We start from the raw sequence: 11,978 nt of genomic DNA, 5'->3' as shown, positions 1-11,978 counted from the left end.
GCCGCGACAAGCGATCAGCTCAGATCGCCAGCGCGCGCAGGCGGCTGCGGGTCAGCGGGCCGAAGCGCAACTGCTCGCACAACGCATCGAGCTGATCGACCGGGCGAGGCCGGCGCTGCAGGAGGTCGACTTCGCCGGCGCCGGGAGCGTCCAGCGCGATCCGGGTCAGCCGGCGGCACATGCGTGCCTGCTCGGCATGCTGGCGCAGCCGCGCCGCGCAACTGGCCGCGCCACGAAGGCGCAGGAAGGCCACTTCGTCGATGCGTTCGAGCAGGGCATCCAGGCTGCCGAAGTGGGCGAGCAGGGCCGCGGCGGTCTTGGCGCCGACGCCGGGCACGCCGGGGATGTTGTCCACCGCGTCGCCGCACAGCGCGAGATAGTCGGCGACCTGGTGCGGATGCACGCCAAGCTTGTCGTGGACGCCGGCCGGCCCCCAGCGCAGGTTGCGGGCGTAATCCCACTGCTCGTCGTGCTCGCCCAGCAGTTGGCCGAAGTCCTTGTCCGCCGACACGATCACGCTGCGCCAGCCCAGCGCGCGCAGGTTCCACACCGTGCTGCCGATCAGGTCGTCGGCCTCGTATTCGTGGTCGATCATCAGGTGCACGCCGAGCGCTTCGGTGAGCGCCCGGCACTGCACGAACTGCCGTTCCAGGTCCGGCGGCGGCAGCTCGCGGTTGGCCTTGTAGGCCGGGTAGATCGTGTTGCGGAACGAGCTGGTCAGCGAGGCGTCGAACGCCACCGCGACATGCTCCGGTCGCGCCCGCTCCAGCAGCTCGCACAGGAAGCGCGCATAGCCGTGCACGGCGTTTACCGGATGACCGTCGACGTCGTGGAACTCGTCCGGCATCGAGTGCCAGGCGCGGAACACGTACAGGCTGCCGTCGACGAGATGGGCAGCGGGAAGATGGACGTCCGGACGTCCGTCTGGCGAGCTGGTCATGGCGTCCATGTGGTGAGCAGGTCGGCCAGCGCCGGTCGGTCGCGGTCGGGAACCTCGACCTGCGGCGTGCCCAGGTGGACGAAGCCGACCACGTGCTCGTCGGCGTCCAGGCCCAGCAGTGCGGCGACTTCGCGGTCGTAGGCGGCCCAGCCGGTCAGCCATTGCGCGCCGTAGCCAAGCGCGAAGGCACCGAGCAGGATGTTGTAGGCCACGTTGCCGGTGCACAGCTTCTGCTCGATTTCCGGCACCTTGCTGTCGGGGTCGATGCGCGCGACCACGGCCACCACCAGCGGCGCGAACGTGTAGCGGTGGCGCTCCTTCTCCAGCTTGGCGCCGATCATCGCCGGGTTGTTGCGGATACCGATCGCGGTCACCTGTTCGCCGAACGCCAGCTTGGCCTCGTCGCGCAGCAGAATCAGCCGGAACGGCACCAGCTTGCCGTGATCGGGCACGCGGATGGCCGCTTCGAGCAGGGTGTGCAGCGTGGCGTCATCCGGCGCCGGCTCGCCGAGCTGGCGTGCGGGCACGGAGTGGCGTTGCTGCAGCAGGGAGAGCGGGTTGGCCATGGATCGGTTCGACGAAGTAGGGACGGCCCATGCTAGCGGGCGGGTCGCCGGCGTGCGAACTCCCGGCGCCGCTCAGTTTGCCTGCGGCAGCTTGAACGAGCCGGGCAGCAGCGCGGCCACGCTGGTTTCGCGGGTGGCGCCGGTGAGGTTGGCCAGCAGCACCGGGGTAGCCTCGTCACACAGTTCGGCCATCACCTGGCGGCAGGCGCCGCAGGGCGTGACCGCCTCCGGGGTATCGGCGACCACCGCGATGGCAGCGAAATCGCCGGGTCGGCAACCGGCGGCGACCGCACTGAACAGGGCCGTGCGTTCGGCGCAGTTGCACAGGCCGTAGGCGGCGTTCTCCACGTTGCACCCGCCGAACGTGCGGCCGTCACGGGTCAGTACCGCGGCACCCACGTGGAAGCGGGAATACGGCGCGTAGGCGTGTTCGCGCGCGGCGCGCGCCAGCGTGAGCAGGTCGTCCAGGGCGAGGGGGCTTGCGGGCATCGTGATCTCCGGCGATGACCCCGGCGCTGCGTGCAGCGCGATCCGGCGGGCCAGCTTACTCTCGTGCGCGCGCCCGGATCAAAGCCAACTGCCGCTAAGATGGCAGGAACATTCCACGGGGATCGCACCATGCCTGTCACCATTGCCGCCTTGCGAGAGACTGCCGCCGGTGAGCGGCGCGTGGCGATCACCCCGGAGATGGCCAAGAAGCTGCGCGGCAAGGGGCTGCGCGTGCTGCTGGAGCACGACGCCGGGCGCGCGGCCGGCTTTCCCGACCAGGCCTATGCCGACGCCGAGTTTGCCGATGCCAGCGACGTGCTGGCGCAGGCCGACGTGCTGGCGTGCGTGTTGCCGCCCGAGGACGCGGTGTTCTCCAGCCTGCGCGAGGGCAGCGTGGTCGTCGGCCAGTTGCGGCCGTACGGCGCCGCCGAGCGCATCGCCGCGCTGGCCGCGCGCAAGCTGACCGCGTTCTCGCTGGAGCTGCTGCCGCGCACCACGCGTGCGCAGGCGATGGACGTGCTCAGTTCGCAGGCGGCGGTGGCCGGTTATCGGGCCATGCTGATCGCGGCCGAGGCGTCGCCGAAGTTCTTTCCGATGCTGACCACCGCGGCCGGCACGATCCGGCCGTCGAAGGTGCTGGTGATCGGCGCCGGCGTGGCTGGGCTGCAGGCGATCGCCACCGCGCGCCGGCTCGGCGCGCAGATCGAGGGTTACGACGTGCGCCCGGAAACGCGCGAGCAGGTGGAATCGCTGGGCGCGAAGTTCCTCGACCTGGGTGTCAGTGCCGCCGGCAGTGGCGGCTATGCACGCGAGCTGTCGGCGGAGGAACGCGCCGCGCAGCAGCAGGCGCTGGCGAATCACCTGAAGTCGTTCGACGTGGTGGTGAGCACCGCGGCGGTGCCGGGTCGGCCGGCACCGAAGATCCTCACCACCGCGATGGTCGAGGGCATGAAGCCCGGCGCCCTGATCGTCGACCTCGCCGCCGAGGGCGGCGGCAACTGCGAGCTGACCCGTCCCGGCGAGCACGTCGAGCATGGCGGCGTGACGATCATCGGGCCGCTGAACCTGCCGGCCGGCGCGCCGCTGCATGCCTCGGAGATGTACGCGCGCAACGTGTACAACTTCGTCGAGCTGCTGCTGCACGACGGCGCGCTGAAACCGGATTTCGACGACGAGCTGCTCGCCAGGAGCTGCCTGGCGCACGCCGGGGAGACCCGCTTCCAGAGCTGATGGCCGCGGTCATCCGCGGCCCGGCGTGAGTTACCGGGGCGGATGCCCGGTGCCGGTGCCGCCGTCGCGGTCGTGCTGCTGGATTCGCTGCTGCCGCTGCTCGGGCGACAGCTGGCGCCATTCGCGTTTCAGCTGTTCGCGCTGCGCGGGGGGCAGGCTCTGGAAGCGCTCGAAGCTGCGGTGCACGCGCTGGCGTTCTGCCGGCGACATCTCGCGGAACCGGTGCTCGTTGGCGCGTGCCTGACGGCGTTGCTCCGGCGTCATCTGCTGCCAGTGGACGATGCGCTGGCGGATCTCCTCGCGGCGCTCGGGTGGCAGCGTGGTCCAGTACCGGGTGCGGTGCAGCAGGTGCGCCTGCTTGCGTGGCGACAGCTGATCCCATTCGTCCTTGAGCGGCGCCAGCATCTCGCGCTGGCTCGGTGCCAGGCCGTTCCACGGGGTGCGTGCAGGCGCGTCCGCGCTCGCCGGTGGCGGCGTGGGCGTTTGCGCGCACAGCGGCGTGGCCGCGACCCCGAGCAGGGCGGCAAGCAACAGCGACAGGAGGGAAGGCAGCGGCTTGTTCATGGGGTCAGCGTGAGGTCGGGTGCCGGTCGTTGGCGGCGAGCCAGGCGTAGAAATCGAGGTTCTGGTACAGGCCCGGATCGACCTGCTCGGCGTCGGGCGGCAGCTCGTTGTCCACGTCCTGCGGGGCGCTGCTGGCCGCCTGGTTCGCCGATGGCGCGCGCGTGTGCGGCAGCGGTTGCCACACCATCATTACCGCCAACGCCATGGCCGCCAGCGCGCCGGTGGGGATCAGCCAGCGCACCGCCTGACGCTGCGGTGCGGTTGACGGCTGCAGCGCTTCGCGACGGGCGGCGCGCAGCCGCGCGGTCGTGCTCGCGTCAAGATGGTGCGCGGCCTCGCGCCACAGCTTGTGCGCGCGCCGTTCGATCGGTTCGTGCTCGTGCTCGTGCTCGGGCGAGTTCATCGCCAATCCTCCAGTTGGTCGCGCAGCTGATGCATGGCGCGCGACAGATGGGTTTTCACGCTGCCTTCGCCGCAGCCCATGGCGCGTGCGGTCTCCGCCACGTCAAGCCCTTCCAGCATGCGCAGGATGAACGCCTCGCGCTGGCGCCTGGGCAAGCGCTGCACCGCCGCGGCCATGTCCGCGTACGACTGCGCGTCGTGCAGCCGGCCCAGCGGGTCCTTGCCCGGGTCGGCCGGCTCCCACACGGGCAGCTCGTCGCCGCCGTCGTCATGCCCGCCGCCGAGCCAGCCGACGACGATCGAGCGCACCTTGCGCCGGCGCTGCAGGTCCACGATGCGCCGACGCAGGATGCCCCAGAACAGCGGCGCCCATTCCGCGGCCGGCTTGTCGCGATAATGCCGTACCAGTCGCAGCATGGCGTCCTGCACCGCGTCCATGGCGTCCTCGCGATGGCGCAACTGCAGCTCGGCCATGCGGAACGCGCGGCGCTCCACGTCGGCCAGGAACGCATCCAGCGTGGCCGGCACCGCGCGCGCATCGCCCGGCTCGCCCGCGGCGAGCAGGTCGGCCTCCAGCATGCCGGCGGTGGCATTCACGGCCGACGCTCCGCTGCCATCGGTGATGTCATCGACGGGCTCCATCGGTGGTTCCTGCCTGTTCAACGCGGCAGGCCCGCCAGGGTTGACCGCCTGCGCGAGTCGCGCGGCGCCGTGCGCCGATCGGCGGCCCGGCCTCGACGCGCGCCGGGCTTCCCGTATGATGCAGGTTCGGATGCATCCTGGCGGGCGGCTCTCACGGGGGATGGGCTCATGATCGACGGTTTCCTGGCGCTGTACATCTTCATGCTGGCCGCCTTTACCGGCTATGAAATCATCGCGCGGGTGCCGGTGATCCTGCACACGCCGCTGATGTCCGGCTCCAACTTCGTGCACGGCATTGTGCTGGTCGGGGCGATGATTGCGCTAGGCCACGCGAACACGCCGTTCGAGATCGCGATCGGCTTCATCGGCGTACTGCTTGGTGCGGGCAACGCCGCCGGCGGCTACGTGGTGACCGAGCGGATGCTGGAAATGTTCAAGTCCAGCAAGCCGGACGCCGGCAAGGGAGCCAAGTGATGAGCTGGCTGCCCACCGTCATCAAGGCCTGCTACTTCCTCGCCGCGCTGCTGTTCATCCTGGGCCTGAAACGCATGAGTTCGCCGCGCACCGCGCGTGGCGGCATCGTGTGGGCCGGTTACGGCATGGTGCTGGCGGTGCTGGCCACGTTCTTCCTGCCGGACATGCACAACCGCGGGCTGATCCTTGCCGCGGTGCTGATCGGCGTCAGCGCCGCGTGGTGGACCGGCCGCCGCGTGGCAATGACCGCGATGCCGCAGATGGTGGCGCTGTACAACGGCATGGGCGGCGGCGCGGCGGCGGCGATCGGCGCGGTCGAGCTGATCGGCTACGCGCGTTCGTCGGGACTGCTGCACGCGGTGCCGGATACCTCGCCGCTGCGACCTGAAGCCTGGGCGGTGAACGGCCTGCCGCCGGCGCTGTCGCCGACCGAGCTGGCGCTGGGCGTGCTCGGTGCGCTGATCGGCGCGGTGAGCTTCTCCGGTTCGCTGGTCGCGTTCGCCAAGCTGCAGGGCTGGATGGACAAGCGCTTCGTGTTTCCCGGCCAGCGCGCGGTGAATCTGTTGTTGCTCGCCGCGGCGGTGGTGGTCGGCGTGCTGCTCGCCACCGGTCATGCCAGCCCGGCGCTGATCGCGGCGTTCTTCGCGCTGGCGCTCGCCTTCGGCCTGATGATGACGCTGCCGATCGGCGGCGCCGACATGCCGGTGGTGATCTCGCTGTACAACGCGTTCACCGGCCTGGCGGTGTCCTTCGAGGGTTTCGTGCTGGGCAACGAGGCGATGATCATTGCCGGCATGGTGGTCGGCGCGGCGGGTACCTTGCTGACCCAGTTGATGGCCAAGGCAATGAACCGCTCGATCGGCAACGTGCTGTTCGGCAGCTTCGGCGCGGCCGGCGGCGAGGCGCAGGCGATCGAGGGTGCGCAGAAGCCGATCGACGCCGCCGACGCGGCAGTGATGATGGCCTACGCCGAGCGCGTGGTGATCGTGCCCGGCTACGGCCTGGCGGTGGCGCAGGCGCAGCACAAGGTGTGGGAGTTCGCGCAACTCCTGATGAAGCGTGGCGTGAAGGTGAAGTTCGCGATCCACCCGGTCGCCGGTCGCATGCCCGGCCACATGAACGTGCTGCTGGCCGAGGCCGGCGTGCCATACGACCTGATCGCCGACATGGACGACATCAACCCGGAGTTCGCCACCACCGACGTGGCGCTGGTGATCGGCGCCAACGACGTGGTCAATCCGGTGGCCAAGACCGACCCGGCCTCGCCGATCTACGGCATGCCGATCCTGGACGTGGTGAACGCGAAGCAGGTGATCGTGATCAAGCGCGGCAAGGGCACCGGCTTCGCCGGCATCGAGAACGCGTTGTTCTACGCCGACAACACCCGCATGCTGTACGGCGACGGCCAGGCGGCGGTGGGCGAGCTGGTCAACGAGGTGAAGGCGATCGACGGCTGAGGCCGCCTCGCTGCATGCCGTGGCGGGCACGGCCCGCCGGCTCTTGCTTCGCGGAATGAAAGGCGGCGGGCGGTGCCCGCCCTAGGTGTTCTTCACGGGTGGGGGTGAACGCCGTTGGCGGGAGGCCAGCCACCCGGCCAGCAGCATGGCCAGCAAGGTCCAGATGAAATCGGCGGGGGTCAGGCCCATGCGCGCCAGCTGCCACAGCATGCCGATGCCGGCGGTGCGCATCGCCTCGATCAGGTCCAGGCCCATGCTGCCCGCGACCTTCACGCCGGCGATCAGCAGGTTGACGTAGATCGCCGACAACGCGGTGGCGCCGGCGGCCAGCAGCAGCGCGCCGATGCCGGGGCGATGCACGCCGGCGCGGATGACCCACGCCAGCATGACGCCGATCGGCACCACCAGCCAGGGCAGGGGATGGCGCGAGTACAGCGCCACCACCATCCACGCGGCGCCGGCGGCAAGCCCCAGCATGGCGGCGCTGAACAGCGCAAACAGCAGGGCCGGCACGCTGCGCGCCCTCATTGGTGGCGTCCCGCCAGGTGGGTGCAAGGCATCGCTTGATCCGTCGGCAAAGCGGCCATCATACCGTGCGCTGTGCGCCGGGACGGGCGGGCAAAACGTCGCCTCATCTCCCGCCGGGCTGATCTGGAACAAGCGGTCGCGCGCCGCGGGCGGCATAATGGGCACTTCGGTACGGCATGTGGCCGCGCCTGTGGATACGGGAAAGTCGTTGGCATGAGTGGTTTCAGTCTGAGCAGCGAACCGGTCACCCTGGTGCGCGATTGCAGCGCCGTGATGGTGCCGCAGGGCGAGGTGGTGACGTTGCCCGCGGGCCAGATCGGCTACATAACCCAGGCCCTCGGCGGCAGTTTCACCGTCTACGTCGAGGGCAACCTGTTCCGCGTGGCCGGCGACGATGCCGATGCGCTGGGCAAGGATCGGCCGGTGCCGATCGAAGTGCCGCCGGACGCCACCGATGCCGACGTGGAGAAGCTTGCCTGGGACCAGTTGCGCACGGTGTTCGACCCGGAGATCCCGGTCAACGTGGTCGATCTCGGGCTGGTCTACGACCTGAGCATGGAGCACGGCGAATCCGGCGAACGCAAGGTCTACGTCAAGCTCACCCTCACCGCGCCCGGTTGCGGCATGGGCGACATCCTGGTGGACGACGCGCGCACCAAGCTGGAGATGATCCCCACCATCTCCGAGGCCGACGTGGACCTGGTGTTCGACCCGCCGTGGAACCACTCGATGATGTCCGACGAGGCGAAGCTGGAAACCGGCATGCTCTGAACGGCGCGAGGTCGGCGTCGGAAAATCTTGCGTCGCGCTGACGCGCAGGAACAGTTCGGTACCATCGCGCCCGCAGCGCTTGTCGATGGACTTTCGCGTTCGCGAAAGTGACCACGGACAAGCCATCCGAAAGCTTCCGAAGCATCCGTGACGCTGCGGCGTCGATGTCGTGCGCGCATCCGGCAGGACGTGACCGCGATCACCCGGCGTAGGAAAAAGTCGGATTGTCAGGCGGTATCGCAAGTAATAACGTCGCCGGGTCCACCATCTGGGAGGCTGGGGGATGATCCCGTGGCGACGCCATTGTCGTCTTGCAGTCACGCGTCCAGGTGCTGTCCCTGCAGGGAACCTCAGGGGGAAGGCAGCCACCGGCGGACGTAGTTCGGGATCGCCGGACCGCTGACGAATACCAACGCCGTGTCTCGCACGGAAATTCTTGCATGGGGCTTTGCGGCCGCATCGGGCGCGTTTGTCCCCAATTCTTCCAGGAGTTCAATACATGCCCCATCCATTCCGCCTGAAATTGCTGGTGGCCGCCATCGGCATGACCAGCGCTACGGCCGCGACCGCCGCCAACACGCAATCCCTGCGTGCACAGAATCTGGGCGCCGTGCCCGTCGCCTCGCTCGCCACCCGGTTGAATCTGGGCCCGGACATGACATTGGCGCCGCACGGTGTGGTGACGCTCGCCGGCCAGCATCGCGTGGTGCGCCAGCAGCAGATGTACCAGGGCGTGCCGGTGTACGGCCGCAGCATCGCCGTGGTGCAGGATGCCCAGGGCAATGCCTTGCGCGCCACCGGCGAGCTGATGCAGCAGACGCAACAGCAGATCTCGGTGCGGCCCCGGCTGAATGCCGCGCGCGCGATCGCGGCGCTGAAGGCGCACGCACACACCGTGCTGGTTGCCGGTGCGGCGATGGAGAACGCGCAGGCTGACCTGTTCGTGTATCCGCAGGAAGGCGCCGTGCCGCGGCTGGTCTACCGCGTCTCGTACTTCGTCAACGGCGCCACCCCGACGCGGCCTACCGCCATCGTCGACGCCAACACCGGCGCGGTGATCAAGAGCTGGAACGGTCTCACCGATGCCTCGGCCAACGGCCCGGGCGGCAACCAGAAGACCGGAAAGTACACCTACGGCACCGACTACGCGGCACTCGACGTCACCCAATCGGGCAGCACCTGCACGCTGCAGAACGCCAACGTCAAAACCTACAACCTCAACCACGCCAGCAGCGGCGGTTCGGTGGTCAGCTTCACCTGTCCGACCAGCAACACCGACGCGACCAACGGCGCCTATTCGCCGGTCAACGACGCCCATCATTTCGGTGGCGTGGTGCACGACATGTATCAGTCCTACACCGGCGCGCCGCCGCTGAGTATCCAGCTGCTGATGAAGGTGCACTACCAGTCCAACTACGAGAACGCGTTCTGGGATGGCTCGGCAATGTACTTCGGCGACGGCGCCAGCACGTTCTATCCGCTGGTGTCGCTGGACGTGACCAGCCACGAGATCAGCCACGGCTACACCGAGCAGAACTCCGGCCTGGAGTACAGCGGCCAGTCCGGCGGCATGAACGAGGCGTACTCCGACATCGCCGGCGAGGCGGCTGAATACTTCGACCGCGGCTCGGCCGACTTCCTGGTCGGCGCGGACATCGTCAAGACCAGCGCCGGTATCGGCGACGCGCTGCGCTACATGTGCAACCCGCCGCAGGACGGCGGCTCGATCGACAACGCGGCCAACTACAACTCCGGCCTCGACGTGCACTACTCCAGCGGCGTCTACAACAAGTCGTTCTGCCTGCTGGCCAAGACCACTGGCTGGGACGTGAAGAAGGCGTTCCAGGTCTACGCGTTGGCCAACAAGGTGTACTGGACGGCCACGTCCACGTTCAACTCCGGCGCCTGCGGCGTGGAGTCGGCCGCGACCGACCTGGGCTACGACAAGAATGCGGTGATCGCCGCGTTCGACGGCGTGGGCGTGGCTTGCCCGGGTACCGGCGGCGGTGGCGGTGGCGGCACCACCGAGCTGCAGAACAACGTCGGCGTCACCGGCGTGTCGGGCGCCTCCGGCGCCGACAACGACTACTTCATCACCGTGCCGACCGGCGCCAGCAACCTGGTGATGTCGATCTCAGGCGGCACCGGCGACGCCGACCTGTACACCAGGTTCGGCAGCGCACCGACCACCAGCAGCTACGACTGCCGCCCGTACAGGAGCGGCAACTCGGAAAGCTGCAGCGTGGCCTCGCCGCAGGCCGGCAAGTACTACATCAAGGTGCACGGCTACTCGTCGTACTCGGGCGTCACCGTCAAGGCGTCCTACTCGACCGGTGGCGGCGGTGGCACCGGCGGCCTGCAGAACGGCGTGCCGGTGACCGGCATCGCCGGCGCCCGGAGCTCCAAGACCTACTACACGGTGACCGTGCCGGCGGGCAGTGCGCTGACCATCGCCACCTCCGGCGGCAGTGGTGACGTGGACCTGTACGTCAAGCAGGGTTCCCAGCCCACCACTACCAGCTACGACTGCCGCCCGTACAAGGCCGGCAACAGCGAGACCTGCTCGGGCAGCAACGAGTCGGGCACGTACTACATCATGCTCAATGGCTACAGCGCCTACTCGGGCGTGACGTTGAAGGCCAGCTGGTAAATCGTCCCCCAGGCGGGCCAGGGATGGTCCGTCGTCACAACCCAGGGAGCAGTACCCGCAAGGCAGGCCCGGTCTCGCCGGGCCTGCCTTGCCTTTGGCGGCATGCATGACCGTTCCGGCACTCCGCGGCAGCGAGCTGCAGGAGCATGGCTATACTGCCAGCGCCGATGGCATGGTTCGTCCCCGGGACGGATGCTGCTCGGGGGACTGCCGGATGATGTTCGAACATCTTGATTTCCACGTGTCGCCACCCGCGCCTCTGGCGCCGGATGCGATCGCGCGCGACGAAGCCGCCGCCGGTCGCGGCCGGCTCGCGACGGCCTGACGGATCATCGGGCATGGGTCTCGCGCAACGCACCGCATCGACACGCCAGGTTCGCCTGCCGTGGCCGGCGACGACGCTGATGCTTGCCGCGCTGGCCGCCATGGGCGTGTCCGGCTGCCGTTCGCTGGGCGGCTATTCCTCGGTGGCGGTCACCCCGACGACATCGTCCGCGCGGCCGGCACCCGTCGCGCCCGCGGCGCCGACGCCGACCCCGTCGCTCGCCTCGATCGTCGACCACCAACTGCAACCCGGTCATTACGCCGAGGGCGAACAGGCACTGCGGCAATACCTGAAGCAGCATCCGCAGGACCGCGCCGCGCGCGGCATGTTGCGCCAGCTCACCGCCGACCCCGAGCGCTGGCTCGGCAGCCGTTCGCGGGCGCACGTGGTGCAGTCGGGCGAGTCGTACAGCACGCTGGCCGCGCGCTATCTGGGCGACGCCAACCTCTTCCTGATCCTGGCGCGCTACAACCACTCCGCCAATCCGTCGCTGCTGCGCACCGGCCAGACGCTGCGCATCCCGTTGTCGGCGCGAGGCGCATCACCGGCGCCGGAAGCGGCGGCGAACAGCGCGGCGCCTGCCAGGCCGGCTGTCGCCGAATCGTCGGTGGCGAAGGCGCGCCGGTTGCAGGACGAGAGCGTGTCGCTGTTCGACCAGGGCCACGCGCAGCAGGCGCTCGCCCGCATGGACGAGGCGTTGCGCCTCGATCCGCGGCTGCAACCGGCGGGTGCCGAAGCCGCCAGCCTGCGCAGCCGCCTGCTGGACTCGTACCACGAGCAGGCGGTAGTGCTGTACCGCGACCAGCAACTGGACAAGGCCATCGCGCTGTGGAACCGCGTGCTGGCGATCGCTCCGAACTACGAGCCGGCCGTCGCCTACCGCGCGCGCGCGCTCGAGCTCAAGCAGCGCCTCAAGCAATACTGAGCCGCGTCCCCGCTT

14 protein-coding genes are annotated in these 11,978 nt (G+C 69.2%); 7 read left to right on the top strand and 7 right to left on the bottom strand.

The genetic code is table 11. The features are described from left to right. Window positions 1–19: 19 nt before the first annotated feature. The 3 genes from ACVCMG_RS05305 to cdd all read right to left on the bottom strand — a co-directional run bounded on the left by ACVCMG_RS05305 (window position 20) and on the right by cdd (window position 1,995). Entirely contained in the window at window positions 20–949 is a 930-nt protein-coding gene (locus ACVCMG_RS05305) for a 5'-3' exonuclease (protein ID WP_447115040.1), read from the bottom strand. After that, complete coding sequence (locus tag ACVCMG_RS05300) at window positions 937–1,506, bottom strand: nitroreductase family protein (RefSeq protein WP_447105801.1); 570 nt, start codon at window positions 1,504–1,506, stop codon at window positions 937–939. The genes ACVCMG_RS05305 and ACVCMG_RS05300 overlap by 13 nt, the downstream gene beginning before the upstream one ends. Window positions 1,507–1,578: 72 nt before the next feature. Next, window positions 1,579–1,995 (bottom strand): cytidine deaminase, encoded by a 417-nt coding sequence (gene cdd, locus ACVCMG_RS05295; protein WP_447105802.1) that lies wholly within the window; start codon window positions 1,993–1,995, stop codon window positions 1,579–1,581. Between the two features lie 129 nt (window positions 1,996–2,124). Between cdd and ACVCMG_RS05290 the strand changes: the two genes are divergently transcribed. Continuing rightward, window positions 2,125–3,225: an NAD(P) transhydrogenase subunit alpha gene (locus tag ACVCMG_RS05290; RefSeq protein ID WP_447105803.1), complete on the top strand. Its 1,101-nt coding sequence runs from the start codon at window positions 2,125–2,127 to the stop codon at window positions 3,223–3,225. Window positions 3,226–3,255: 30 nt separating this feature from the next. Here the strand turns inward: ACVCMG_RS05290 and ACVCMG_RS05285 are convergent, their stop codons facing one another. Genes ACVCMG_RS05285 through ACVCMG_RS05275 form a run of 3 tightly spaced genes read right to left on the bottom strand, consistent with a single transcriptional unit; the run spans window position 3,256 to window position 4,833 of the window. Further along, window positions 3,256–3,789 carry a DUF3106 domain-containing protein gene (locus tag ACVCMG_RS05285; protein ID WP_395117172.1) on the bottom strand — a complete coding sequence of 178 codons (534 nt, stop codon included), beginning with the start codon at window positions 3,787–3,789 and terminating at the stop codon, window positions 3,256–3,258. Window positions 3,790–3,793: 4 nt separating this feature from the next. Further along, window positions 3,794–4,192 carry a hypothetical protein gene (locus tag ACVCMG_RS05280; protein WP_447105804.1) on the bottom strand — a complete coding sequence of 133 codons (399 nt, stop codon included), beginning with the start codon at window positions 4,190–4,192 and terminating at the stop codon, window positions 3,794–3,796. Continuing rightward, on the bottom strand, window positions 4,189–4,833 hold the full coding sequence (locus ACVCMG_RS05275; RefSeq protein ID WP_395117176.1) for an RNA polymerase sigma factor: 645 nt from the start codon (window positions 4,831–4,833) through the stop codon (window positions 4,189–4,191). Before ACVCMG_RS05275 ends, ACVCMG_RS05280 begins: the two co-directional genes overlap by 4 nt. A gap of 168 nt (window positions 4,834–5,001) precedes the next feature. Here ACVCMG_RS05275 and ACVCMG_RS05270 point away from each other — a divergent pair, with 168 nt between their 5' ends. Both ACVCMG_RS05270 and ACVCMG_RS05265 read left to right on the top strand, forming a co-directional pair. Continuing rightward, the gene (locus ACVCMG_RS05270; RefSeq protein WP_027493531.1) at window positions 5,002–5,307 is read left to right on the top strand and encodes an NAD(P) transhydrogenase subunit alpha; all 306 of its coding nucleotides are present in this window, start codon (window positions 5,002–5,004) and stop codon (window positions 5,305–5,307) included. Then, a complete protein-coding gene (locus ACVCMG_RS05265) occupies window positions 5,307–6,764 on the top strand; it encodes an NAD(P)(+) transhydrogenase (Re/Si-specific) subunit beta (protein ID WP_395117180.1) in 1,458 nt (485 codons plus the stop codon). The genes ACVCMG_RS05270 and ACVCMG_RS05265 overlap by 1 nt, the downstream gene beginning before the upstream one ends. A gap of 81 nt (window positions 6,765–6,845) precedes the next feature. Here ACVCMG_RS05265 and ACVCMG_RS05260 read toward each other — a convergent pair whose 3' ends face one another. Further along, window positions 6,846–7,292: a hypothetical protein gene (locus ACVCMG_RS05260; RefSeq protein WP_447100714.1), complete on the bottom strand. Its 447-nt coding sequence runs from the start codon at window positions 7,290–7,292 to the stop codon at window positions 6,846–6,848. A 213-nt stretch (window positions 7,293–7,505) separates the two neighbouring features. On the opposite strand from ACVCMG_RS05260, the gene sufT reads away from it, so the two are divergent. The 4 genes from sufT to ACVCMG_RS05240 all read left to right on the top strand — a co-directional run bounded on the left by sufT (window position 7,506) and on the right by ACVCMG_RS05240 (window position 11,963). Next, window positions 7,506–8,063, top strand: coding sequence for a putative Fe-S cluster assembly protein SufT (gene sufT / locus ACVCMG_RS05255; protein ID WP_395117184.1), 558 nt, complete (start codon window positions 7,506–7,508; stop codon window positions 8,061–8,063). A gap of 499 nt (window positions 8,064–8,562) precedes the next feature. After that, window positions 8,563–10,713: a M4 family metallopeptidase gene (locus ACVCMG_RS05250; protein WP_447115039.1), complete on the top strand. Its 2,151-nt coding sequence runs from the start codon at window positions 8,563–8,565 to the stop codon at window positions 10,711–10,713. A gap of 106 nt (window positions 10,714–10,819) precedes the next feature. Then, entirely contained in the window at window positions 10,820–11,038 is a 219-nt protein-coding gene (locus ACVCMG_RS05245; RefSeq protein WP_447115038.1) for a hypothetical protein, read from the top strand. A 13-nt stretch (window positions 11,039–11,051) separates the two neighbouring features. After that, the gene (locus ACVCMG_RS05240) at window positions 11,052–11,963 is read left to right on the top strand and encodes a LysM peptidoglycan-binding domain-containing protein (RefSeq protein WP_447115037.1); all 912 of its coding nucleotides are present in this window, start codon (window positions 11,052–11,054) and stop codon (window positions 11,961–11,963) included. Window positions 11,964–11,978: the final 15 nt, after the last annotated feature.

The organism is Rhodanobacter sp. UC4451_H18 (genome assembly GCF_052978225.1).
Note: the sequence above shows the minus strand (reverse complement) of the source record. Positions and strands in the feature narration are given on the sequence as shown.